Genomic DNA, 22,578 nt, shown 5'->3' on the forward strand with positions numbered 1-22,578 from the left:
CATCCGCGCCGAGGGGCCGCGCGGCAGCCGCGTCATCGACCTCTACGCCGTGCTGGGCAGCGAGCCCGGCGCGCCCGACCTGGCGCTGCGCGAGGGGGAGCGGCTGGTGGTACCGCCGCTCGGCGCCGCCGTGGCCGTGGCCGGCGAGGTGACGCGGCCCGGCATCTACGAGCTGCCCGCCGGCGTCGCCGCCTTGCCACTCGAATCGCTGCTGCGGCTGGCCGGGCAGGCGCTGCGCCCGGCCGGCAACCGCTTCCTCCTCCAGGGCACGGATGCGCAGGGCCGCCGCGTCTTCTCCGAGGTGGGCGCCAATGCCCGGCTGCGGCGCGGCGACGCGCTGCTGGTGCAGCCGGGCACCGATGTGGCGGCGGGGCAGGTGCGGCTCTCCGGCCACGTGGCCACGCCGCTGCTGCGCGCCGCCGGCAGCGGCGGGCTGCGCGCCCTGCTCTCGGATCCGCGGCTGGTGAAGCCCGACCCCTATGTGCGGATGGGCCTGGTCTGGCGGGTGGACCCGGCGACGCGGGTGCGCCGCTTCATTCCCTTCGACCTCGGCCGCGTGCTGCAGCGCCAGGCCGACATGCCGCTGCGCGAGGCGGACGAGGTGATCCTGCTCTCGCAGGCGGAGGTGCTGTGGCTGGCCAGCCCGCCGGTGCAGCGCGCCCTGCGCGGCGAGGCGGCCGCCACGGCGCCCGGCGCGCCGGACTGCCCCGCCCTGCTGGCCCTCGCCACCGCCGCCCGCGCCTCGCCCGCCCGCTTCGCTCATGCGCGGGGCGCGGGCTTCCCGGATTTCGGCGCGCCGCCCTGCCCGCAGGTGTTCCTCGACCACCCGGCGCTGCTGCCCTATCTGCTCGACCAGTCGGTGCTGATCGCCGGCGAGGCGCGGCTGCCCGGCCTCTACCCGGTCCTCGACGACACCGGGCTCGACCAGGTGCTGGGCGCCGCCGGCGGCGTGACGGACACGGTGGACCTCTCCGCCGTCGAGCTCTCGCGCGAGCCGCTGGAGCAGGCGGGCGCCATCCCGCTCAGCCGCGTGCTGCTCGACCTGCGCAGCGGCAACTTCGCCGCCGTGCGGCTCTCGCCGCGCGACGCCATCCGCCTGCCGCGCGGCTTCGGCGACCGCGACAGCGGCCCCGTCACCCTGGCGGGCGAGTTCGTGCGGCCCGGCATCTACGACATCCGCCGCGGCGAGCGCCTCTCGGAGCTGATGACGCGGGCGGGCGGGCTCTCGCCGCAGGCCTACCCCTATGGCACCGTCTTCACGCGCGAGAGCGTGCGGCAGCGGCAGCAGGAGGGCTTCGCCCGCACCGCGCGCGAGCTGGAGCAGAGCCTGATCCAGGTGGCGGCGGGGCAGGCCATGGCCGGCAGCAAGGCCGGCGGCATGGATCTCGGCGGCGCCATCACGGCGGGGCGGGAGTTGGCCGGCGCGCTGCGCGAGGCGCGCGCCGCCGGGCGCATGGTGGTGGAGGCCAACCCCGTCATCCTCGCCGCGCGGCCGGAGCTGGACGTGCTGCTGGAGCCGGGCGACCTGATCATGGTGCCCAAGCGCCCGAACGAGGTGACGGTGGTGGGCGCCGTGCTGAACCCCGGCAGCCTGCAATTCTCCACCGGCTGGAAGGCGGCGGAATATGTGCGCGCCTCGGGCGGCACGCAGCGCTTCGCCGATGGCGGGCGCGCCTTCGTGGTGCTGCCGAACGGGCAGAGCGTGCCGGCCGGCCTCGGCGCCTGGCAGGCGGGCGGGCCGCCCATCCCGCCCGGCAGCCTCGTCGTCGTGCCGCAGGACCCGAGCCCCTACGAGACCTGGGGCTTCGTGCGCGACCTGACGCAGACGCTGGGGCAGATCTCCATCAGCGCCGCCGCCCTGGCGGTGATCTCCCGGCAGACGCGCTGAGGCGGTTCAGCCCCGGACGCTCAACCCGGGACGCTTAGCCCCGGACGCTCAACTCCGGACGCTCAGCCCCGGCTCCCGCCGGTGCCGCCGGTGGAGCCGGCGCCGGCCGGGCCACCCTGCAGGCCCGGCTCGCCCGGGCGGTGGGTGGGCTTCTGGTCGCGCGGGTCGGGCCGCGCGCCGGGGCGGCCGGGCGTGTGGTTGCCGGGCCGTTCATGGGCGGGCAGCCGCATCGGGTCGGGCTTCTCCTCGGGCATGGCGGGGCTCCTCCTCCTGGGTTCCGCCACAGCAACGCCGGCGGGGCGGGAAGGGCTGCGCGCCCCCCTTCCCCGGGGCGCCGCTTCGGGGCATGGCTGGGCGCCATGACCGAGACTCCCGACATCCTCCGCGCCACCACGCCGGAGCAGCGCGACGCCTGCCTCGCCATCCGCGAGGCGGTGTTCGTGCAGGAACAGCAGGTCCCGCCCGAGATGGAGTGGGACGAGCACGACGCCACCGCCCTGCATTTCCTCGCCCTGCGGGAGGGCCGCCCGCTGGCCACGGCGCGGGTGGTGTTCCGGGAGGGCGGGCGCGTCGCCAAGATCGGCCGCGTGGCGGTGCGGGCCGAGGCGCGCGGCACCGGCCTCGGCGCCGCGCTGATGCGGGCGGTGGAGGCCGACCCGGCGCTGCGCCGGGTGGAACGCTGCGTGCTGGAGGCGCAGCTCCACGCCATCCCCTTCTACGAGCGGCTCGGCTACGCCGCCTCGGGCGAGGTGTTCCTCGACGCCGGCATCCCGCACCGCTTCATGGCGAAGGCGATGCCGCCCCGCTGAGGGCGGCCGCGCCTCAGGGAAGCTCCGCCTGCTCCCGCCCGGTGGTGATGCCCCGCCACAGCGCGGAGAAGGAGCGCGCATCGGCGGCGGGGCGGCGGGCGAAGATGCGCGCCGCGCCCGGCCGCCCCGCGGCATCCACCGGCACGCTGATGCCCCAGAAGCCGAGCAGGCTCTCGCCCCGCGCGCCGTAGCGCGTGTCGGCGCCCTCCACCACGGCGGCGCCTTCCGCATCGCGCACCCGCCAGGCGACATGCCCCATGGCGAACCACTCCAGCAGCCGCCCCTCCCGCGTGGCGGCCACCGCGTCGATGCGCGGGTCGCGCTGGCGCGGCACCTCGGTCCAGTCGATCGGGCGCGGCGCCAGCATGCTGTGGAAGCCGATGCGGATGCTCTCCGGCGTCTCCGCCACCACCCGGCGGTACCAGGGCTGGAACAGCAGCGGGTAGGCGGTGACATCGGTGGCGGCGATGCCCTGCGCCGCGAGCTGGGCGCGCGCCGCCTCGCGCGTGCGGGCATCGAGGCTCCAGGCGTGCAGCGTGTAGGCGGCGACGAAGAACAGCGCGAGGGCCGAGGCCACCACGCCCCGCCCCGCCCGGCGCGACAGCCCCGCCACCAGCGCCGCCGCCAGCAGCGGCAGGCTGTAGACGGGGTCGATGATCGGCATGGCGTTGATGGCGAAGCGGTGGTCCGAGAAGGGTGCCAGCAGCTGCGTGCCATAGCTGGTGAACAGGTCGATCAGCGGGTGCGTCACCAGCACCAGCACGGAGAGCCAGATCCAGGCGCGCAGCCGGTCCGGGTCGGGCGGGGCGGCGCCGCGCCGGCGCGCCTCCCATTTCGCCAGGCCGAGGCCGATCAGCGGCCCCACCACCGGCCCGAAGAAGATGGAATGCGTCAGCCCCCGGTGGTGGCGCCAGGTGGCGAAGCCATCGGCTACCCAGCCCACCACCACGTCGAGGTCCGGCACCGTGCCCAGCGCGGCGCCCGCCAGCACCACGCGCCGGCCCAGGCCGCGCCGGAATCCGGCCGCCGCCACCGCCGCGCCGAAGAGAGCCTGAGTCACGCTGTCCATGCCGGTCCTGTCATTCCTGCCGCGATCACGCTGCCGAATGTGGTGCGCCAAAGCGCGCTGTGCAGTGCGGCGGTGCGTTGACGCCCCCTCGGCACAGGCATAGCGTTTCGTCTCCGGCGATTTGGAGGAAACGGAATTACAATGCCGAACAAGGTCAAGGATGCCTGGGCGCAGGGCCGCGCCGTGGTCAATGGCTGGCTGGCCATCCCGAATGGCTACAGCGCCGAGGTCATGGCGCAGGCCGGCTTCGACAGCCTGACCGTCGACATGCAGCACGGCGTGCAGGACTACCTCTCCGCCGTCAGCTGCTTCCAGGGCATGCAGCCGCACGGCGTGACGCCGATGGTGCGCGTGCCGTGGAACGAGCCGGGCATCATCGGCAAGGTGCTCGATGCCGGCGCCATGGGCGTCATCTGCCCGATGGTGAACACCGCCGAGCAGGCGCAGCAGCTCGTCTCCTCCTGCCGCTACCCGCCCGAGGGCACCCGCTCCTTCGGCCCGATCCGCGCCGGCATCTATGGCGAGGCCGGCAGCTACTTCGAGACCGCCAACCGCGACATCGCCGTCATCCCGATGATCGAGACCAAGCAGGCGCTCGATAACCTGGAGGCCATCCTCGACGTGCCGGGGATCGACGGCATCTATGTCGGCCCCTCCGACCTCGGCCTCTCGCTCGGCATGGCGCCGAAGCTGGACCGCGACGAGCCGGAGATCATGAAGATCTACGAGCGGCTGCTGAACGAGTGCGGCAAGCGCAACATCGCCGTCGGCCTGCACAACGCCACCGGCGCCTACGCCAAGAAGATGATCGGCATGGGCTTCAAGCTCACCACCATCCTCAACGACAGCGGGCTGATGCTGCAGGGCGCCAAGACGCAGATCGCGGCGGCGCGCGGCTGAACGGGAAAGGCCGGGGGAAGGAATTCCCCCGGCCCCCCATCTTCTTCCTGCCGGTTCAGGCGGCGGCGGCGAGCGGCTTCGGCAGCTTCGCGATCAGCGCCTTCAGCATGTCCATCTCCGCCGCGTCCAGGTCGGTCAGCGGCGCGCGCACCGGGCCGGCCGGGCGGCCCACCGCGGCGCAGCCCGCCTTCACGATGGAGACCGCGTAGCCCTTCTTCCGGTTGCGGATGGCGATGTAGGGCAGCACGAAATCCCGCAGGCCCTGGTAGACCGTGGCCGCATCCTTCGCCCGCACCGCCTTGTAGAAGGCATTGGCGAACTCCGGCACGAAGTTGAAGATGGCCGAGGAATAGGTCGTCACGCCCATCTCCAGATAGGGCAGGGCGAAGGTCTCGGCGGTGGGCAGGCCGCCCACATAGGTCAGCCGGTCCCCCATTTTGGCGTAGATGCGCGTCATCAGCTCGATGTCGCCCACGCCGTCCTTGAAGCCGACGAGGTTCGGGCAGCGCTCGCAGAGCCGCGCCAGCGTGTCCTCGTTCAGGATGGCGTTGTCGCGGTTGTAGACGATGACGCCGAGCCGGGTGCTCTTGCACACCGCCTCGATATGCGCGGCAAGGCCCGCCTGCTCCGAGTTCACCAGGTAGTTCGGCAGCAGCAGCAGCCCGTCGGCGCCCGCCGCCTCGGCGGATTGCGCCAGCTCCTTCGCGATCGGCGTCGCCATGCCGGCCGCCGCGATCACCGGCACCTTGCCGCCCACCTCCTCCACCGCGTCCTTCACCACCACGGCGATCTCGGCGGGGGAGAGGTTGAAGAACTCGCCCGTGCCGCCGGCGGCGAATAGCCCGGCGGGGCCGTGGCCCAGCATCCAGCCCACATGCTCGCGGTAGGGCGCGGCGTCGTAGCTGAAATCCGCCTTGAAGTGGGTGACGGGGAAGGACAGCAGGCCGCTGCCGATCTGCTGCGCCATCTCGGCGGGGGTCATGCGGGCCATGCGCGGCTCCTCCGGCTGTTTGTCAGGTCATCATACGTCCTATGCCTGTCCGCGCAACCATCCTTGTTCACCCCGGCCGGGGGAGGTCCCAGAGCCGGGCGGCGCCGAACACGCCGGAGGAATCGCCATGCCGCGCCGGCCGCAGCCGGCATTGCGCCACGTCGCCGAACACATGCGCCGCCATCAGCCGCGGCACCGTCTCGTAGAGAGTGGCAAGGTTGGAGAGGCCGCCGCCCAGCACCACCACATCGGGGTCGATCAGGTTGGTCACCGCCGCCAGGGCGCGGGCGAGGCGGCTGGCGTGCCGCTCCAGCGCGGCTCGTGCCGCCGCATCCCCGGCCGCAGCGGCGGCCTCGATGCCGCCGGCATCGCGCTGGCCCTCCCCCTTCCAGTCGGCCGCCAGGGCGGGGCCGCAGAGCAGCGTCTCCAGGCAGCCGCGCTGGCCGCACCAGCAGGCGGGGCCGGGGTGCTCCCCAGGCGCCGCCCAGGGCAGGGGGGTATGGCCCCATTCGCCGGCCACCCGGTTCAGCCCCTCGATCAGCCGCCCCTCCACCACCAGACCGCCGCCCACGCCGGTGCCCAGGATGACGGCGAACACCACCCCGAAGCCGGCGCCCGCGCCATCCGCCGCCTCGCTCAGCGCCAGGCAGTTGGCGTCGTTGGAAAGGCGCACCGGGCGGCCCAGCGCCGCCGCCAGGTCGCGGTCCAGCGGCCGGCCGTTCAGGCAGCGGGTGTTGGCGTTGCGCACCAGCCCGGTGGCCGGGCTGAGGCTGCCAGGGATGCCGACACCGACACTGGCGCCGCCCTCCTCGCCCAGTTCCGCCTCCGCCGCCGCCACCAGCCCGGCCAGCAGGCCGAGGATGCCGTCGTAATCCTGCGGCGTGGCGGCGCGTCGGCGCAGCCGCACCGCGCCCGCCGGGTCGAGCGCCACGATCTCGGTCTTGGTGCCGCCCAGGTCGATGCCGATACGGAATTTCATCGCCGCAGGATGCAGCCCCGGCACGCCGCGGCCAAGAGGCGGCGGCGCTGCTGGACCACCCGGCCGGGCCGGGCTATCCCCGCCGCTCCGCCAGCAGCCTCCGGACCGCGCCATGCCCTTCACGCTCTACCCCGCCATCGACCTCAAGGCCGGCCAGGTGGTGCGCCTGAAGCGCGGCGACATGGCACAGGCCACCATCTACGGCGACCCCGCCACCCAGGCCGCCGCCTTCGACAAGGCCGGCTTCGGCTGGCTGCACGTGGTGGACCTCGACGGCGCCTTCGCCGGCCGCCCGGCCAATGCCGCGGCGGTGGACGCCATCCTGGCCGCCACCACCCGCCCTGTTCAGCTCGGCGGCGGCATCCGCGACATGGCGACGGTGGAGGCCTGGCTGAAGCGCGGCATCGCCCGGATCATCCTCGGCTCGGCGGCGGTGAAGGACCCGGATTTCGCCCGCGCCGCCTGCCGCGCCTTCCCCGGCCAGGTGGCCGTGGGCATCGACGCGAAGGACGGCATGGTGGCGACCGAGGGCTGGGCCGAGGTCAGCAGCGTCTCCGCCCTCGACCTCGCCCTGGCCTTCGAGGATGCCGGCGCCGCCGCCATCATCCACACCGACATCGAGCGGGACGGCATGCTGGGCGGCGTGAACGTGGAGGCCACGGCGGCGCTGGCGGCGCGGCTGTCCACGCCGGTCGTCGCGTCGGGCGGCGTGGCGGGGGTGGAGGACATCCTGGCGCTGCGCGCCGCCGGCGGGGTGGCCGGCACCATCATCGGCCGCGCCCTCTACGATGGGCGGATCACGCCCGAGGCCGCCATCGCCGCCGCGCGGGGCTGAGGCCGCTCAGCCCGGAAGGGGGGCGGGCACCGCCTCCGCCAGCCGGCGCAGCGTCTCCCGCTCCGCCGGGAGCAGGAGGGCCTTGTCGGCCCGCGCCAGGGCCTCCCGCGCGTGCCGGGCGGCCATGGGGGCGAGGCGCCCATGGCCGGCGCCGGCCAGCATGGCCAGGGTCCGCTGTAGCCGCATCCCCACCTCCAGCACGCCCGCGCCGTCGCGCGCCAGCGGGCGGAAGAAATCGTCGAACATCTCCTCGGCCTGCAGGCCGGGCAGGTGCAGGTTGCGGTAGCGGCATTCCTCCGCGGGCGGGCGGTCCATCGCCACCGCCCATTCCGCCAGCAGCCGGCCGCCGGCATTGATGACGCTGATCGCCGTGCCGGGGTCGTTCACCGCCGGCGACAGGGCGCGCGAGCCGATCTCGGACAGCACGATCAGCCCGAAGCGCGGGTCCTGGTCGTAGGAGCGCTCCTCGGCCAGGGTGAAGGCGCCGCGCAGGCGCTCCGCCATCGCGTCGTCGAAGGGCCCGTCGAGCCACAGCAGCGGCCGGCCGGGATGCACATAGGCGCCGGGCCGCACCGCCACATGCGCCGCACCGCCCGCCTCCTCTGCCAGTTCGGAGAGCAGCCCGGTGTCGATGTACTGCACATAGCCCCGCCCTTCCGGCTCCACGGCGCGGGCGGCGGGCGGCACCATGACCGGCGGCAGGCCGCCCAGATGCGGCAGGCGCGCCGCCTCGCGCAGCGCCTCGCGCGCCGCCGTCTCGATGCGGTGGGTGGTCTCCCCCACCCGGCCGAGGCGGGAGAGGTGCTCCATCCAGCGCACCAGCGTCACCACGATCCAGACGATCACCAGCACCGTCACGGCGAAGAGGATGACGCGCCCGCTCTCGCCATACAGCCCGGTGCTGAGCGCGACGATGCCCACCACCGCGTAGAGGAAGCTGCCGAGGAAGGTGGAGATGGCGTTCTGCGCCGTCCGGTCCTCGATCAGCAGGCGGGTGGCGCGCGGCGTGGCGTTGCTGGTGGCGGCCGAGAAGGCCGAGACCATGGTGGTGAGGGAGAAGGTCGTCACCGCCAGCATGCTGCTGGCCAGGATGCCGAGGATGTTGTCCACCGCCTCGGCGCCGATGGTGGCGGTGATCTCGTAGGGGATGAAGGGCGCCGCCACGGCGGAGAACAGCGCCGTCACCACCGCCAGCAGGGCGAAGAAGGCGGCGCGGAACCAGAGCTTCCGTGTCAGCCTGCGCAGCAGCCAGCGCCAGCGGCTCATGCCCGTCCCTCCTGCCATGCTGCCGCCAGGAACCCGGCGGAAGCGGAGGAGTTGCGCCGGGCCGGCCTGGCCCGGCGCGCTCCCATCCTCAGGCCGGGACGCGGGCGCCGCGCACGGCTTCCGACAGCTCGCGCACCTGGTCGAGCACCTTGCGCACCGTGTCGGGGCGGGCACGGCCCTTGTCGTCGAGCGACTTCGCCAGCGTGTCGATCAGCGCCGAGGCCACCACCGCGCCATCGGCGATCTGCACCGCCTCCGCCGCCTGCTGCGGCGTGCGGACGCCGAAGCCGATGGCGATGGGCAGGTCGGTGTGCCGCCGCACGCGCGGGATGGCCTCCGCCAGCACGTCGCGCGAGGCGCTGCGCGTGCCGGTGATGCCGGCGATGGCGACGTAGTAGATGAAGCCGCTGGTGCCGGCGAGCACCTTGGGCAGCCGCGCATCGTCCGTGGTGGGGGCGATGAGGCGGATCAGGTCCAGCCCCTCGGTGGCGGCGTGCGGGGCCAGCGCGTCCGCCTCCTCGGGCGGCATGTCCACCACGATCAGGCCATCGACGCCGGAGGCGCCGGCATCGCGGCAGAAGCGCTCCTCCCCATAGGAGAGGATGGGGTTGAGGTAGCCCATCAGCACGATGGGCGTCTCGTCATCCTCGCGCCGGAAGTCCCGCACCATGGCGAGCGCGCCGGCCAGCGTGCCGCCGGCCTTCAGCGCCCGCTGGCCGGCCAGCTGCACGGTGGGGCCGTCGGCCATCGGGTCGGTGAAGGGGACGCCGAGCTCGATCAGGTCCGCCCCGGCGCCGGGCAGGCAGCGCAGCAGCGCCATGCTGGTGGCCGGGTCCGGGTCGTAGGCCTCGATGAAGGGCATCAGGGCGCCGCGCCCCTCCGCCTTGAGCTGCGCGAAGCGGGCGGCGATGCGGCTCACAGCGTCACTCCCATGTGCTTCGCCACGGTGAAGATATCCTTGTCCCCCCGGCCGGAGAGGTTGAGGACAATGATCTTATCCTTGTCCATCGTCGGCGCCAGCTTCATCACATGCGCCAGGCCATGGGCGGATTCGAGGGCGGGGATGATCCCCTCCAGCTTCGAGCAGAGCTGGAACGCCTCCAGCGCCTCGTCATCGGTGACGCTGACATAGGTGGCGCGGCCGATCTCGTGCAGCCAGGAATGCTCCGGCCCGATGCCGGGATAGTCCAGCCCCGCCGAGATCGAGTGCGCCTCGGTGATCTGGCCGTGATTGTCCTGCAGCAGGTAGGTCTTGTTGCCGTGCAGCACGCCCGGGCGCCCGCCGGCGATGGCCGCCGCGTGCTCGCCGCTCTCGAGGCCACGCCCCGCCGCCTCGACGCCGTAGATCGCCACGCCCTCATCGTCGAGGAAGGGGTGGAACAGCCCCATGGCGGAGGAGCCGCCGCCCACCGCGCAGACCAGCGCGTCCGGCAGCCGCCCTTCGGCGGCCAGGATCTGCTGGCGCGTCTCCTCGCCGATCACGCACTGGAAGTCCCGCACCATCTGCGGAAAGGGGGCGGGGCCGGCGACGGTGCCGATGCAGTAGTAGGTGTCCGACACATTGGCCACCCAGTCCCGCAGCCCCTCGTTCATCGCGTCCTTCAGCGTGCCGGCGCCGGAGGTGACGGGCACCACCTCGGCCCCCAGCAGCTTCATGCGGAACACGTTGGGCTGCTGCCGCTCCACGTCGGTCGCGCCCATGTAGACGACGCATTTCAGCCCAAACAGCGCGCAGGCCGTGGCCGTGGCCACGCCATGCTGCCCGGCGCCCGTCTCGGCGATGATGCGCGGCTTGCCCATCCGCTTGGCCAGCATGATCTGGCCCAGCACGGCGTTGATCTTGTGCGCGCCGGTGTGGTTCAGCTCCTCGCGCTTGAAGTACACCTTCGCGCCGCCGAGGTGCTCGGTCAGCCGCTCGCACAGCCAGAGCGGGCTGGGCCGGCCCACATAGTCCTTCAGCAAGCGACGCCACTCCGCCATGAAGGCCGGGTCGTTGCGGGCCTCGTTATAGGCCTGCTCGACCTCCTGGATGACGGGCATCAGCGTCTCGGCGACATAACGGCCGCCGAACTGACCGAAGCGACCGCGCCCATCCGGGCCCTGACGCAGAGAATTTGGCAGAGGCTTGTTCACTCATCCCTCCAGGCCGCGCATCGTCACGCGTGCGCTGTCATATGGGGCCAGGGCGGACCGCGCCACCCTGGGGCCGGCTCATAGTTTTAAACGAAGCGACGGCCGGGGGAATGAATTCCCCCGGGCCCCCTTCTTTTTTCTGGCCGTCAGGCGCCGTGGGCAGCGGCGACGAAGGCCGAGACCAGCACCGGGTCCTTCACGCCGCGCATCCGCTCCACGCCGGAGGAGACATCCACCGCTGGCGCGCCGGTGGCGCGGATGGCGGCGGCCACGTTCACCGGCGTCAGCCCGCCGGCCAGCATCCAGGGGCGCGGGATCTCCCGGCCGGCCAGCAGGGACCAGTCGAAGCTCACCGCGTTGCCGCCGGGCAGCTCGGCGCCGCGCGGCGGCTTGGCATCCAGCAGGAAGCGGTCCACCGCCGGCGCGTATTCGGCCAGCAGGGCGAGATCCTCCTCCCCGGCGATGCCGAGCGCCTTCATCACCGGCAGGCCGAAGCGCGCGCGGATGGCGGCGCAGCGCTCCGGGCTCTCCATGCCGTGCAGCTGCAGCAGGCCGAGCGGCGCCTCGGCCAGCACCGCCTCGATCAGCGCGTCCTCGGCATCGACCAGCAGGCCGACATTCACCGGGCGCCGCCCGGTGCCGCCGCGCGCCGCCAGCGCCGCCGCCTGCTCCGGCGGGACGGCGCGCGGCGAGGGCGGGTAGAAGACGAAGCCCACCCACTCCGCCCCGGCATGGCAGGCGGCGTCATAGGCCGCGGCGTCGTTGATGCCGCAGATCTTCACCTGGGGGATGGGGAGCAGGGCCGGCATCAGCGTGGCAGGCTGGCCGCGATGGCGGCCGCCGCCGCGCCCGGATCCGGCGCGCCGGTGATGGGCCGGCCGACCACCAGCCAATCCGCCCCCAGCGCCGCTGTCTCCTCCGGCGTGGCGATGCGCGCCTGGTCGCCCGCCGCGCTGCCGGCCGGGCGGATGCCCGGCACCACCAGCAGCGGCGCGTCGCCGAAGGCATCGCGCAGGCGGCTCACCTCCTGCGGGCTGCACACCAGCCCGTCGGCGCCGGCCTCCAGCGCCAGGCGCGCCAGCCGCAGCACCTGCTGCGCCGGGCCGCCGGAGACGCCCGTCTCGGCCAGCGCCGCGGCGGTGAAGCTGGTCAGCACCGTGACGGCCAGGATGGCCGGGCGCGCCTCGCCCAGCGCATCCTCGGCGGCGCGGCGCGCGGCCTCGATCATCGCCGCCCCGCCGCCGCCATGCAGCGTCAGCATCGCCGGCGCCGCGGCGCGGTCGGCGCAGACGGAGCGCACGGCGCCGGCCACGGTGTTCGGGATGTCGTGGAACTTCAGGTCGAGGAAGACGGGCCGGTGCCGGGCGATGCGCCCCACCACCCCCGGCCCGGCGGCGCAGAACAGCTCCAGCCCCACCTTCACCAGCCCGACATGCGGCGCCACCGCCTGGGCCCAGCCCTCGGCCCGCGCCGCGTCCGGCGTGTCCAGCGCGGCGATCAGGCCGGCCGCGTTCGGCTTCCGCAGCATCGTCAGCGGGCGGCCACGGCTGTCGAGGAGGCAGGCGCGGGCAGGGTGGCCTCGAGGCCGGGCACGGCGCCCTTGGCCTCCTGCTGGCCACGCAGCTCGGCCAGCTCGGCCTCCAGCAGCTGGGCGGCGCGCTGCATCCTGCGGGCGCGGCGGCGGTAGCGCAGCGCGCCGCCCCAGGCCACCAGCGCGCCGAGCAGGAAGAACAGCGCGGCGGCGCCCAGCATGGCGCCCGCCAGCGGCACCTCCCAGCGCAGGTCGAAGGGCCAGAGCTGCAGCGACACCGGGTCGGTGTTGGAGATGGTGAACAGGACCAGCAGCAGCAGCAGCAGCGCGGTCAGCAGGAAGCCGAGGATTTTCATGAAGGGGTCACCGTACCGCGGGGGCTGCGCTTCGGGGCCTGCAGGGGGCCGCCATTGACACGCTCCCGCAGCTCCTTGCCAGGCTTGAAATAGGGGACGGACTTGCCGGACACTTCAACCGCTTCCCCGGTGCGGGGGTTGCGGCCGGTGCGCGGGTCGCGCTGCTTGGCGGAGAAGGCGCCGAAGCCGCGCAGCTCGACGCGGTCGCCACGCGCCAGGGCGTTGGTGATCTCGTCGAAGATGGTGCCGACGATCAGCTCGACATCGGGCTGGCGCAGATGCGGGTTGGCCGCGGCCAATTGCGCGATCAGTTCGGATTTGGTCATGGCGCCCCTGTTTCCTGCCGCCGGGTTTCCTGCCGCCGGCCGCGGCCCCTGCCGGGCTGCGCGCCCGTCCCCCCGCCCCTGGCTGCGCCAGCGCCGGTCATCGCGGAAGCTGCCAAACGGCCCGGACGCCGTCAATCGCGCCCCATTCCGAGGCGATGCCCCGCACCAGCGCCCGCAGCGAGAAGCCGAGCGGGTCGAGGTCGCGCACCGGCAGGCCGGCCGGCAGCTTCGCCTCGGCCTCCAGCCAGGCGCGCGCCTCGGGCTCGCCGCCGATGGCATCCACCAGCTTCAGCGCCAGCGCCTGCCGGCCGGTGTAGACGCGGCCATCGGCCAGGCGCGCCACCTCCTCCGCCGGCAGGGCGCGCCCCGCCGCCACCAGGGCCACGAACTGCGCGTGCATGTCCCGCAGCACCGCCTCCAGCGCGGCGCGGCCCTCGGGACTGAGCGGGCGGAACGGGTTGGGCTCGCCCTTCAGCGGGCCGGAGGTGAGCATCTCGGCGCGGATGCCGAGGGTGCGCATCAGCTCGCCCACGTCGAAGGATTGCAGGATGACGCCGATCGAGCCGGTGAGGGTGGATTCGCGGGCGAAGACGCGCTGCGCCGGCATGGCGATCATGTAGCCGGCCGAGGCGGCGGTGCCGCGCATCACCGCCACCAGCGGCTTGCCGGAGTCGCGGAAGCGGAGCAGCGCCGCGTGCAGCCCCTCCCCCCCCGCCACCGTGCCGCCGGGGCTGTCGATCGACAGGATCATGCCGCGCACCGCCGGGTCCTTCGCCGCCCGGGCGATGGCCTCGGTCATCTTGCGGTCGTCGGTGATGGTGCCCTCGACCGAGAGGCGCAGCACATGGCCCCGCAGCCCGCTCACGCCGCCTTCCAGGCCGGGCGCGAAGGCGGCGAACAGCGCCGCCAGCACCGCCAGCACGGCGAGCACCCGCCACAGCGCCAGGCGGCGCTTCAGGCGGCGGCGGTCCACCAGCAGGTCGTGTTCGAGGGAGGCGCTCATGCTGCCGGCATCAATGCCGGGGCGCGGGGCGGCGGGTCAAGCACGGGAGCGACCGCCCGGGGCCGAGGCGGCGGATTTCCCGCCGCCCCGCGCCTCCGGCCGGCCTCAGACGGCGTGCACCTGCGCCTCGCGCTCCCAGAAGCGGAGCTGGCGGCAGGCGGCGAGGAAGGCCTTGGCGTCCGCCGCCCCGCCGAGGGGGATGAAGCCGGCATCCGGCTCGTCCAGCCCCGCCTTGCGGAACAGCGCCTGCGCCGCCGGGGCATGGCCGATGAACTTGGCGTGGGCGTAGGCGTCGTTGACGAAATCCTTCGCCGTCGCCTCCCGGGCCAGCAGCGCCGCGCCCGCCTCCGAGGGGATCACCGCCACCGCGTCGTAGAGCACGGAGGGGCCGCCATTGACCTTCTGCTTGGCCGGCACCGTCGTGCCGTCGCTCAGCGTGACGCCGCCGACGCGCGGCGCCACCAGCTCGACCAGCGCGCCCTCCGCCTCGGCGGCCGCCTGCAGCGCCTGGAGCAGCGCGGCGTCCGTGCCGTCCGTCACCAGCACGCCGAGCTTGCGGCCCTTGAAGTCCTTCGGGCCGTTGCGGAGGATGCTGAGCGCCGGGGAGGGCGGCAGGTCGGCCACCACCGGGCGGGCCGGCTCGGCGGCGGGCGGCATGTCGCCCAGGCCCAGCCCCTCGGCCACGCCCCATGCCAGCGCCTCGTCCACGTTGCGCAGGTGGGAGACCATGCGGGCGCGGATGGACAGCGTCTCCACCTTGCTCAGCTCGAAGACGAAGGCATCCTTGATGTGCGTCCGCTCGACCGGGGTCTGGCTGACGTAGAACTGCCGCGCCTGGCTGTAGTGGTCGGCGAACAGCTCGGGGCGGACGCGCAGCTTCGCGCCGCTCTCCTGCGCCGGATGGGTGCGGAAGCCGCGCTCGCGCGATTCACGCGGGCCGCCCGCGGCGCCGCCCCAGGAATTCGGCTCGTAGTTCACCCGGCCCTTCGGGTTGCGCATGGCCATGTGGCCATCCTGCTGGAAGTTCCGCACCGGCACCTTCGGCGCGTTGATCGGGATGTGGGTGAAGTTCGGCCCGCCCAGGCGCTTCAGCTGCGTGTCCAGGTAGGAGAAGTTGCGGCCCTGCAGCAGCGGGTCGTTGGTGAAGTCGATGCCGGGGACGATGTTCTGGGTGCAGAAGGCCACCTGCTCCGTCTCGGCGAAGAAATTGTCCACCATCCGGTCCAGCACCATCCGGCCGACGATGCGCACCGGCACCAGCTCCTCCGGGATGATCTTGGTGGCGTCCAGCACGTCGAAGGGGAATCTCTCGGCGAAATCCTCGTCGAACACCTGCAGGCCCAGCTCCCATTCCGGGAAGTCGCCCGACTGGATGGCGTCCCACAGGTCGCGGCGGTGGAAGTCGGGGTCGGCGCCGTTCAGCTTCACCGCCTCGTTCCACACCACGGATTGCAGGCCGAGCTTCGGCTTCCAGTGGAACTTCACGAAGCTGGCGCGGCCCTCGGCGTTGACCAGCCGGAAGGTGTGGACGCCGAAGCCCTCCATGAAGCGCAGGCTGCGCGGGATGGTGCGGTCCGACATGATCCAGAGCGCCATGTGCATGGCCTCCGGGCTCAGCGAGATGAAGTCCCAGAAATTGTCGTGCGCCGTCTGCGCCTGCGGGAAGCCGCGGTCCGGCTCCTGCTTGGCGGCGTGGATCAGGTCCGGGAACTTGATGGCGTCCTGGATGAAGAAGACCGGGATGTTGTTGCCGACGAGGTCCCAGTTGCCCTCCTGCGTGTAGAACTTCACCGCGAAGCCGCGCACGTCCCGCGCCAGGTCCGGCGAGCCCTTGTTGCCGGCGACGGTGGAGAAGCGCAGGAACACCGGCGTCCTCTCGCCCTTGCGCTGGAACAGATCGGCATGGGTCAGCTCGGCGAGCGATTCATAGGGCTCGAAGAAGCCATGCGCGCCGACGCCGCGGGCATGCACCACCCGCTCCGGGATCCGCTCATGGTCGAAGTGGAACATCTTCTCCCGGAAGTGGAAATCCTCCAGCAGCGCCGGGCCGCGCGGGCCGACCCGCAGCGTGTTCTGGTCGTCGGCGACGGGGATGCCTTGCTGGGTGGTCAGCACCGGCACCTCGCCGCCCGCGAACTGGTGGGTCTCGCCGCCCGCCCCGCGATGGATCTCGGCATCGGCGATGGTGGCGGGTTGCAGCGCGTCGCCGCGCGGCGTGTCGTTGCTCATGGCAGGTCTCCCTTGGGCCTTGCCGCCGCCAGGGAACCCGCAGGAGGGGGCGGGCGCGGCAGCACTCGCGGGGGAGAACGCGGCCTAGCCCCAGTCGTTGAGGCGTGAGGCCAGCCATCGGTGCGGAAAAGTCGCCGGGCCCCGAAACGCGGACGCCCCGGGTGGAGGGTCCACCCGGGGCGCCGCGCAACCCGCCCGGCACGAGGCCGGGCGCGCTGGTCTGAGGATCAGTCCTCGGAGGCCATCTGGTTGCGGCGGCGGATGGCCGCGCCCAGGATGTCGCCCAGCGAGGCGCCGGAGTCGGCGGTGCCGTACTCCTTCATCGCCTCGCGCTCCTCCTCCACTTCCTTGCCCTTGATGGTCAGGGCCAGGCGGCGGGCGGCGCGGTCCACGGCGGTCACCTTCGCATCGACCTTCTCGCCGATGGCGAACTTGTCGGGGCGCTGGTCGCCACGGTCGCGCGCCAGCTCGGCGCGGCGGATGAAGCCCGTCAGCACCTCGTCCACGCGGACCTCGATGCCGTTCTGCTCGACCTTCGTCACCACGCAGGTGACGACGTCGCCCTTGCGGACGCGGTCCAGCACCTCGGCGGCCGGGTCGGCCTGGAGCTGCTTGATGCCGAGCGAGATGCGCTCCTTCTCGACGTCAACGTCCAGCACCTTGGCCTTGACGATGTCGCCCTTCTTGTAGGCGGCCATCGCCTGCTCGCCCGGGATCTCCCAGGAGAGGTCGGACATGTGGACCATGCCGTCGATCTCGGGCGCCAGGCCCACGAACAGACCGAACTCGGTAATGTTGCGGATCTCGCCCTCGACCATCGAGCCGGGGCCGTGGCTCTCCAGGAACAGCTCCCAGGGGTTGCCCTGGGCCTGCTTCAGGCCGAGCGAGATGCGGCGCTTCGGCTCGTCCACGTCCAGGATCATCACGTCGACTTCCTGCGAAGTGGCGACGATCTTGCCGGGGTGGACGTTCTTCTTGGTCCAGCTCATCTCGGAGACGTGGACCAGGCCCTCGACGCCCGGCTCCAGCTCCACGAAGGCGCCGTAGTCGGTGATGTTGGTCACGCGGCCCGAGAACTTGGCGCCCACCGGGTACTTGATGGACACGCCCTCCCACGGGTCGGACATCAGCTGCTTCATGCCGAGGCTGATACGCTGCGTCTCGGAGTTGAAGCGGATGACCTGCACGCGGACCTGCTGACCGATGGTCAGGGCCTCGGAGGGGTGGTTGATGCGGCGCCAGGCGATGTCGGTGACATGCAGCAGGCCGTCCACGCCGCCGAGGTCGACGAACGCACCGTAGTCGGTGATGTTCTTGACCACGCCGTCGAGGATCATGCCCTCCTTCAGGCCCTGGATCAGCTCCGAGCGCTGCTCGGCGCGCGTCTCTTCCAGGACAGCGCGGCGCGAGACCACGATGTTGCCGCGGGCGCGGTCCATCTTCAGGATCTGGAAGGGCTGCGGCGAGCCCATCAGGGGACCCACGTCGCGCACCGGGCGGATATCGACCTGGGAGCCGGGCAGGAAGGCCACGGCGCCGCCGAGGTCGACGGTGAAGCCACCCTTCACACGGCCGAAGATGACGCCGTTGACGCGCTGCTGCGCGTTGAACGCCTTCTCCAGGTTGGTCCAGGCCTCCTCGCGGCGGGCCTTCTCGCGCGAGAGCACGATGGAGCCGTCACGGTCCTCGTAGCGCTCGACGAACAGCTCGATCACGTCGCCGGGCTGCACCTCGGCCCGCTGCCCCTGGGGGGCGAATTCCTTGAGGGGCACGCGCCCCTCGGACTTCAGCCCGACATCCACGACCGCGAAGTCATCGTCCACCCGGATCACCTTGCCGGTGACGACGGAGCCGGCGAAGCCGGTATCGGCGCCCAGGGTCTCGTCCAGCAGGGCGGCGAAGTCTTCGGTCATGGACGGGCTGTTGGCATTAGCCATGAAGCAGAGTGTTCCTGATCCGCCCCGGCGGCGCCGCGGGAGGATTCCTGCGCCCCCGCTCGCGCGGGCACGGCTTGACCGAGCGCCCGCTCCGGCAGGAGGGACGCCCTTCGGTCCAGATCATGACAGGCGGAGTGTCGGCCCGCCTTTTCCGGTCCGGGAAGGTGGGAAGCCCGAGGGCCGCCCGCCAGGGTCCGGACTTCCCGCCGCCCTGCGGCAGCGGGAATGGGGGACTCGCCTAGGCCAGTTGGGCCGCGAGCGTCAAGCGGATTCTGTCAAAGGCGCAACAATCCGGCGGGGGAGGATTTCAGGCGGCAGAATGAATTCTCCCGCCCGGCCTCCCTTCTTCTTCCTTTGGAAAGTTCTCGGCCGCGTCAGCCCGGGTGTTGTCAGGCCGGGCGTTGTCAGCCCAGGCGTTCGCGCACCAGCGCCCAGGCGGCGGCGAAGGCCGCCTCGGCGTCCAGCGCGGTGGTGTCCAGCAGCAGCGCGTCTCCGGCAGGCTTCATCGGCGCGGTGGCACGGCTGGCATCCTGCGCGTCGCGGGCGCGGAGCTCGGCCAGCACCTGCGCCTGCTCGGCCGCCACGCCGCGGCCGCGCAGCTCCAGCCAGCGGCGGCGGGCACGCTCCTCGTCGCTCGCAGTGACGAACAGCTTCACCGGCGCCTCGGGGAAGACGACGGTGCCGATGTCCCGCCCGTCCAGCACCGCGCCATGGGTGCGGCCGAAATCCCGCTGCCAGTCCAGCAGCGCGGCGCGCACGGCGGGGATGGCGGCCACGGCGCTGGCGGCCCGATCGGCCGCCGGGCCGCGCAGGTCGGGGCGGCGCAGGTCCTCCGGCGTCAGCGCGCGGGCGGCGGCCTCGGCGCGGGCGGGATCGGCCGGGTCGGCGCCCTCGTCCAGCAGGCGGCGGCCGGTGGCGCGGTAGAGCAGGCCGGTGTCCAGGTAGGCCAGGCCGAGCGACTCGGCCAGGCGCCGCGCCAGCGTGCCCTTGCCCGCCGCCGCCGGCCCGTCCACCGCGATCACCACCCCGGCGAGGCTGCGCGCGGGCGCCGGCTGCGCCCCGCTCATGCGGTGGCCGGGTGGTTCAGCCGGCGCAGGGCATCGCCCCCCGCCGCGCGGTTGATGAGGTCGGCGAAGCCGGGGAAGGAGGTGTCGATGAAGCTGGCATCGTCCACCGTCACCGGCTGCGCGGTGGCCAGGCCCAGCACCAGCGCGCTCATGGCGATGCGGTGGTCCATATGGGTGACGACGGTGCCGCCGCCCGGCGGCGGCGCGCCGGTGCCGTGCACCAGCATGTCGTCGCCCTCGATCTCGACGCGGATGCCGTTGGCCTCCAGCAGCGCGGCGGTCGCGGCCACGCGGTCGCTCTCCTTCACCCGCAGCTCGGCCAGGCCGCGGAAGCGGCTGACGCCGCTGGCGCAGGCGGCGGCGACGGCAAGGATGGGATATTCGTCCACCATCGAGGGCACCCGCTCGGGCGGCACGTCCACGGCGCGCAGCGCGCCGAAGCGGGCGGTCAGGTCGCCCACCGGCTCGCCGCCCTCGGTGCGGGCATTCTCCACCGTCAGGTCGGCGCCCATCTCGCGCAGCGTGGTGAACAGGCCGGTGCGCAGCGGGTTCAGCCCGACATGCGCCACCGTCAGGACCGAGCCCGGCACCAGCAGCGCCGCCACCAGCGGGAAGGCGGCGGAGGAGGGGTCGCCCGGCACCGCCACGGGGGCGGCCACCAGCTCCGGCTGGCCGTCCAGCTCGATGACGCGGCGGTGGCCATCGGCCTCCACCCGCACCGTGGCGCCGAAATGGCGCAGCATGTTCTCGGTGTGGTCGCGCGTTGCCTCCGGCTCCACCACGCGGGTCACGCCGCGGGCGCAGAGGCCGGCCAGCATCACCGCAGACTTCACCTGCGCCGAGGCCATGGGCAGGGTGTAGTCCAGCGGCATCGGCTGGGCGGCGCCTTCGATGGCGAGCGGCAGCCGGCCGCCGGCGCGGCCGGTGAAACGCGCGCCCGAGGCCGAGAGCGGGTCCGTCACCCGCTTCATCGGCCGCTTGCGCAGGCTGGCGTCGCCGGTCAGCACGGCGAAGAGCGGGTGGCCGGCGAGCAGGCCGCAGATCAGCCGCGCGGCGGTGCCGGAATTGCCCATGTCCAGCACGTCCGCCGGCTCCACCAGCCCGCCGACGCCGCGGCCGGAGACCTGCCACTGGCCTTCGCCCAGCCGCTCCACCGTGGCGCCCAGCGCCCGCATGGCGGCGGCGGTGCGCAGCACGTCCTCCCCCTCCAGCAGGCCGGAGATCTCGGTGCGGCCAACGGCCAGCGCGCCGAACATCAGCGCGCGATGGCTGATCGACTTGTCGCCGGCGACCGTCAGGCGGCCGGAGAGGCCCTGAAGCGGCCGGGAGGCGCGCAGCGGCCTTGCATTCGTTCCATGTTCCACAAGGGCGGGGTTTGACATGGGGGCGGGGTGCGTGGCAATGCGCCCCGTGTTTTTCGGCCGGCCCATCCCTGGCCCGCCTTTCCCGGGATACTCACGCTGATGGCCAAGCCCGAACTGGGTCTGAAACGCACTTGCGTCGCCTGCGGTGCCAAGTTCTACGATCTGACCCGCCAGCCGGCGGTGTGCCCCAAGTGCGGCACCGAGCAGCCCGCCGAGCAGCCGCGCCTGCGCCGCGCCGCCGCCGTGGTCGAGGAGAAGGTCAAGAAGCGGCCCGTCCCGGTCGAGGCCGATGGCGACGAGGTCGAGATCGAGGACGTCGACGCCGATGACGCGATCGACGACGCCGAGGACCTCGATGACGCCGAGGACGACATCGACGCCGAGATCGAGGTCGAGACCGACCGCGAGGAAGAGAACTGACCGCCTCCGGGCGCGCCGACTCGCAGGAATGACGATTTGGAGCCGGGGGAATTCATTCCCCCGGCTTTTTTATTGGCGCCCCTACTGGCGCTCCATCGCGAACATCGCGATCCGCACCAGCGCGCTGACCACGAGCAGGACCAGGACGATCCGGGAGAGGGTGGAGATCGGCGGCATGCCCTCCACATGGTTCCTGGCGGCCCGGCATGGAAGGCTCGCTGGCGCGGCGCCGCGGCATCGCCTATCCGGTGGGGCATGGACGCCACCGATGCCCATCTCGCCGCCCAGTACGAGGCCTACCCCTACCCGCAGCGCGACCCGCGCGAGGAGGCGAAGCGCCTGATCGTCGGCAGCCCGAGCCACCTGCGGGAGATCGACCATTGGATCTTCGGCGCCCGCCGCCCGGCCACGCAGCCGCTGCGGGCGCTGATGGCGGGCGGCGGCAGCGGCGACGGCACGATGATGCTGGCGCAGCAGATGCAATGGGCCGGCCGCCCCGGCGAGGTGGTGTGGCTCGACCGCTCCGCCGCCGCCCGCCAGGTGGCCGAGGCGCGGGCCAGGCAGCGCGGCCTCGCCAACATCCGCTTCGTCAACGGCTCGCTGCTCGACCTGCCGTCGCTGGGCCTCGGCGCATTCGACTACATCGATTGCTGCGGCGTGCTGCACCACCTGCCGGACCCGGCGGCGGGGCTGGCGGCGCTGGCGGGCGCGCTGGCGCCGGGGGGCGGCATCGGGCTGATGGTCTATGCCCCGCATGGCCGCACCGGCGTCTACATGCTGCAGGACGCGCTGCGCCTGCTGGCACCGGAGGAGGAGCCCCCCGCCGCCCGGGTGGAGGCCGCCCGCCGCCTGTGGAAGCACCTGCCCGAGACCGCCTGGCTGCGCCGCAACCCCTGGATCACCGACCATCTCGATGGCGGCGATGCCGGACTCTACGACCTGCTGCTGAACCCGCGCGATGCTTCCTTCAGCGTGCCGCAGCTGGCGGCGCTGATCGGGGGGGCCGGGCTCAGGCTCCGCTGCTTCGTCGAGCCGCTGCGCTACGACCCGGACCGCTATCTGCCGGACCCGCGCCTGCGCGCCCGCACCGCCGCGCTGGACCCCGTGGCCCGCGCGGCGCTCGCCGAGTCGATCTGCGGCAACATGGGCATCCACATCGCCTATGTGACGCGCGACGAGGCCCCGGAACCCGCCTGGGACGACCCCGCTGCCATCCCGGTCCTGCGCGAGCTGGACGGCGCGGCGCTGGCCAGGGGGCTGCCCCGGGACGGGGTGCTGCGCGTCACCTTCGACGACATCCGCCTCGGCATCCCGCTGCCGCGCCTCGCCGCCGCCATCCTGGCGCGGGTGGACGGGCAACGTCGCATCGGCGAGATCGGCGACGCGCTGGCCGCCAACGGCATCCCGCGCGAGGCCTTCGCGCGGGACTGGGCGGCGCTGCGCGATGCCATGGAGCCGCTCAACCGCCTGCTGCT

General features: G+C 73.2%; 21 protein-coding genes and 1 pseudogene. 6 read left to right on the forward strand and 16 right to left on the reverse strand.

Annotated elements, in window-relative coordinates; genetic code table 11:
- On the forward strand, window positions 1-1,888 hold a 1,888-nt coding region (locus ACZJYS_RS11780; protein ID WP_493178232.1), incomplete at its 5' end, for an SLBB domain-containing protein.
- A 62-nt stretch (window positions 1,889-1,950) separates the two neighbouring features.
- On the opposite strand, the gene ACZJYS_RS11785 is transcribed toward ACZJYS_RS11780, so the two are convergent.
- The gene (locus ACZJYS_RS11785; RefSeq protein ID WP_493178236.1) at window positions 1,951-2,142 is read right to left on the reverse strand and encodes a hypothetical protein; all 192 of its coding nucleotides are present in this window, start codon (window positions 2,140-2,142) and stop codon (window positions 1,951-1,953) included.
- A gap of 105 nt (window positions 2,143-2,247) precedes the next feature.
- On the opposite strand from ACZJYS_RS11785, the gene ACZJYS_RS11790 reads away from it, so the two are divergent.
- Window positions 2,248-2,697, forward strand: coding sequence for a GNAT family N-acetyltransferase (locus ACZJYS_RS11790; RefSeq protein ID WP_493178238.1), 450 nt, complete (start codon window positions 2,248-2,250; stop codon window positions 2,695-2,697).
- 13 nt (window positions 2,698-2,710) lie between these two features.
- Here the strand turns inward: ACZJYS_RS11790 and ACZJYS_RS11795 are convergent, their stop codons facing one another.
- A complete protein-coding gene (locus ACZJYS_RS11795; RefSeq protein WP_493178241.1) occupies window positions 2,711-3,766 on the reverse strand; it encodes a metal-dependent hydrolase in 1,056 nt (351 codons plus the stop codon).
- A 141-nt stretch (window positions 3,767-3,907) separates the two neighbouring features.
- On the opposite strand from ACZJYS_RS11795, the gene ACZJYS_RS11800 reads away from it, so the two are divergent.
- Window positions 3,908-4,666 (forward strand): HpcH/HpaI aldolase family protein, encoded by a 759-nt coding sequence (locus tag ACZJYS_RS11800; protein WP_109515731.1) that lies wholly within the window; start codon window positions 3,908-3,910, stop codon window positions 4,664-4,666.
- Window positions 4,667-4,721: 55 nt separating this feature from the next.
- Here the strand turns inward: ACZJYS_RS11800 and kdgD are convergent, their stop codons facing one another.
- Together kdgD and ACZJYS_RS11810 are read right to left on the reverse strand one after the other, a co-directional pair.
- A complete protein-coding gene (kdgD, locus tag ACZJYS_RS11805; RefSeq protein ID WP_493178245.1) occupies window positions 4,722-5,657 on the reverse strand; it encodes a 5-dehydro-4-deoxyglucarate dehydratase in 936 nt (311 codons plus the stop codon).
- Window positions 5,658-5,724: 67 nt separating this feature from the next.
- Window positions 5,725-6,636, reverse strand: a complete 912-nt coding sequence (locus ACZJYS_RS11810; protein ID WP_493178247.1) for an ROK family protein — start codon at window positions 6,634-6,636, stop codon at window positions 5,725-5,727.
- A gap of 112 nt (window positions 6,637-6,748) precedes the next feature.
- Here ACZJYS_RS11810 and hisA point away from each other — a divergent pair, with 112 nt between their 5' ends.
- The gene (gene hisA / locus ACZJYS_RS11815; RefSeq protein WP_379650292.1) at window positions 6,749-7,471 is read left to right on the forward strand and encodes a 1-(5-phosphoribosyl)-5-[(5-phosphoribosylamino)methylideneamino]imidazole-4-carboxamide isomerase; all 723 of its coding nucleotides are present in this window, start codon (window positions 6,749-6,751) and stop codon (window positions 7,469-7,471) included.
- A 6-nt stretch (window positions 7,472-7,477) separates the two neighbouring features.
- Here hisA and ACZJYS_RS11820 read toward each other — a convergent pair whose 3' ends face one another.
- The 12 genes and pseudogenes from ACZJYS_RS11820 to aroA form a co-directional block, all read right to left on the reverse strand.
- A complete protein-coding gene (locus ACZJYS_RS11820; RefSeq protein ID WP_379650290.1) occupies window positions 7,478-8,737 on the reverse strand; it encodes a DUF2254 domain-containing protein in 1,260 nt (419 codons plus the stop codon).
- Between the two features lie 88 nt (window positions 8,738-8,825).
- Window positions 8,826-9,656 (reverse strand): tryptophan synthase subunit alpha, encoded by an 831-nt coding sequence (gene trpA / locus ACZJYS_RS11825; RefSeq protein ID WP_109515736.1) that lies wholly within the window; start codon window positions 9,654-9,656, stop codon window positions 8,826-8,828.
- Complete coding sequence (trpB, locus tag ACZJYS_RS11830) at window positions 9,653-10,870, reverse strand: tryptophan synthase subunit beta (RefSeq protein WP_379650288.1); 1,218 nt, start codon at window positions 10,868-10,870, stop codon at window positions 9,653-9,655. The genes trpA and trpB overlap by 4 nt, the downstream gene beginning before the upstream one ends.
- A gap of 146 nt (window positions 10,871-11,016) precedes the next feature.
- Window positions 11,017-11,661, reverse strand: a complete 645-nt coding sequence (locus tag ACZJYS_RS11835; RefSeq protein ID WP_456316310.1) for a phosphoribosylanthranilate isomerase — start codon at window positions 11,659-11,661, stop codon at window positions 11,017-11,019.
- A gap of 17 nt (window positions 11,662-11,678) precedes the next feature.
- Window positions 11,679-12,398, reverse strand: coding sequence for an orotidine-5'-phosphate decarboxylase (gene pyrF / locus ACZJYS_RS11840; protein WP_379631875.1), 720 nt, complete (start codon window positions 12,396-12,398; stop codon window positions 11,679-11,681).
- Between the two features lie 2 nt (window positions 12,399-12,400).
- Window positions 12,401-12,757: a lipopolysaccharide assembly protein LapA domain-containing protein gene (locus ACZJYS_RS11845; protein WP_109515739.1), complete on the reverse strand. Its 357-nt coding sequence runs from the start codon at window positions 12,755-12,757 to the stop codon at window positions 12,401-12,403.
- A pseudogene (ihfB, locus tag ACZJYS_RS11850) lies at window positions 12,754-13,098 on the reverse strand (integration host factor subunit beta); the annotation flags it as partial. The pseudogene ihfB and the gene ACZJYS_RS11845, both read right to left, overlap by 4 nt.
- A gap of 82 nt (window positions 13,099-13,180) precedes the next feature.
- Window positions 13,181-14,086, reverse strand: a complete 906-nt coding sequence (gene sppA / locus ACZJYS_RS11855) for a signal peptide peptidase SppA (protein ID WP_493178260.1) — start codon at window positions 14,084-14,086, stop codon at window positions 13,181-13,183.
- A 105-nt stretch (window positions 14,087-14,191) separates the two neighbouring features.
- Window positions 14,192-16,315 (reverse strand): catalase, encoded by a 2,124-nt coding sequence (locus ACZJYS_RS11860; RefSeq protein ID WP_493178263.1) that lies wholly within the window; start codon window positions 16,313-16,315, stop codon window positions 14,192-14,194.
- A 227-nt stretch (window positions 16,316-16,542) separates the two neighbouring features.
- The gene (rpsA, locus tag ACZJYS_RS11865) at window positions 16,543-18,252 is read right to left on the reverse strand and encodes a 30S ribosomal protein S1 (protein WP_109515743.1); all 1,710 of its coding nucleotides are present in this window, start codon (window positions 18,250-18,252) and stop codon (window positions 16,543-16,545) included.
- A 404-nt stretch (window positions 18,253-18,656) separates the two neighbouring features.
- On the reverse strand, window positions 18,657-19,319 hold the full coding sequence (locus ACZJYS_RS11870) for a (d)CMP kinase (RefSeq protein WP_493178269.1): 663 nt from the start codon (window positions 19,317-19,319) through the stop codon (window positions 18,657-18,659).
- The gene (aroA, locus tag ACZJYS_RS11875) at window positions 19,316-20,683 is read right to left on the reverse strand and encodes a 3-phosphoshikimate 1-carboxyvinyltransferase (RefSeq protein ID WP_493178273.1); all 1,368 of its coding nucleotides are present in this window, start codon (window positions 20,681-20,683) and stop codon (window positions 19,316-19,318) included. Before aroA ends, ACZJYS_RS11870 begins: the two co-directional genes overlap by 4 nt.
- Before the next feature lie 99 nt (window positions 20,684-20,782).
- On the opposite strand from aroA, the gene ACZJYS_RS11880 reads away from it, so the two are divergent.
- The gene (locus tag ACZJYS_RS11880) at window positions 20,783-21,103 is read left to right on the forward strand and encodes a TIGR02300 family protein (protein WP_109515745.1); all 321 of its coding nucleotides are present in this window, start codon (window positions 20,783-20,785) and stop codon (window positions 21,101-21,103) included.
- 255 nt (window positions 21,104-21,358) lie between these two features.
- On the forward strand, window positions 21,359-22,578 hold a 1,220-nt coding region (locus tag ACZJYS_RS11885; protein ID WP_493178279.1), incomplete at its 3' end, for a class I SAM-dependent methyltransferase.

This window comes from Roseomonas sp. TS2, assembly GCF_058833935.1.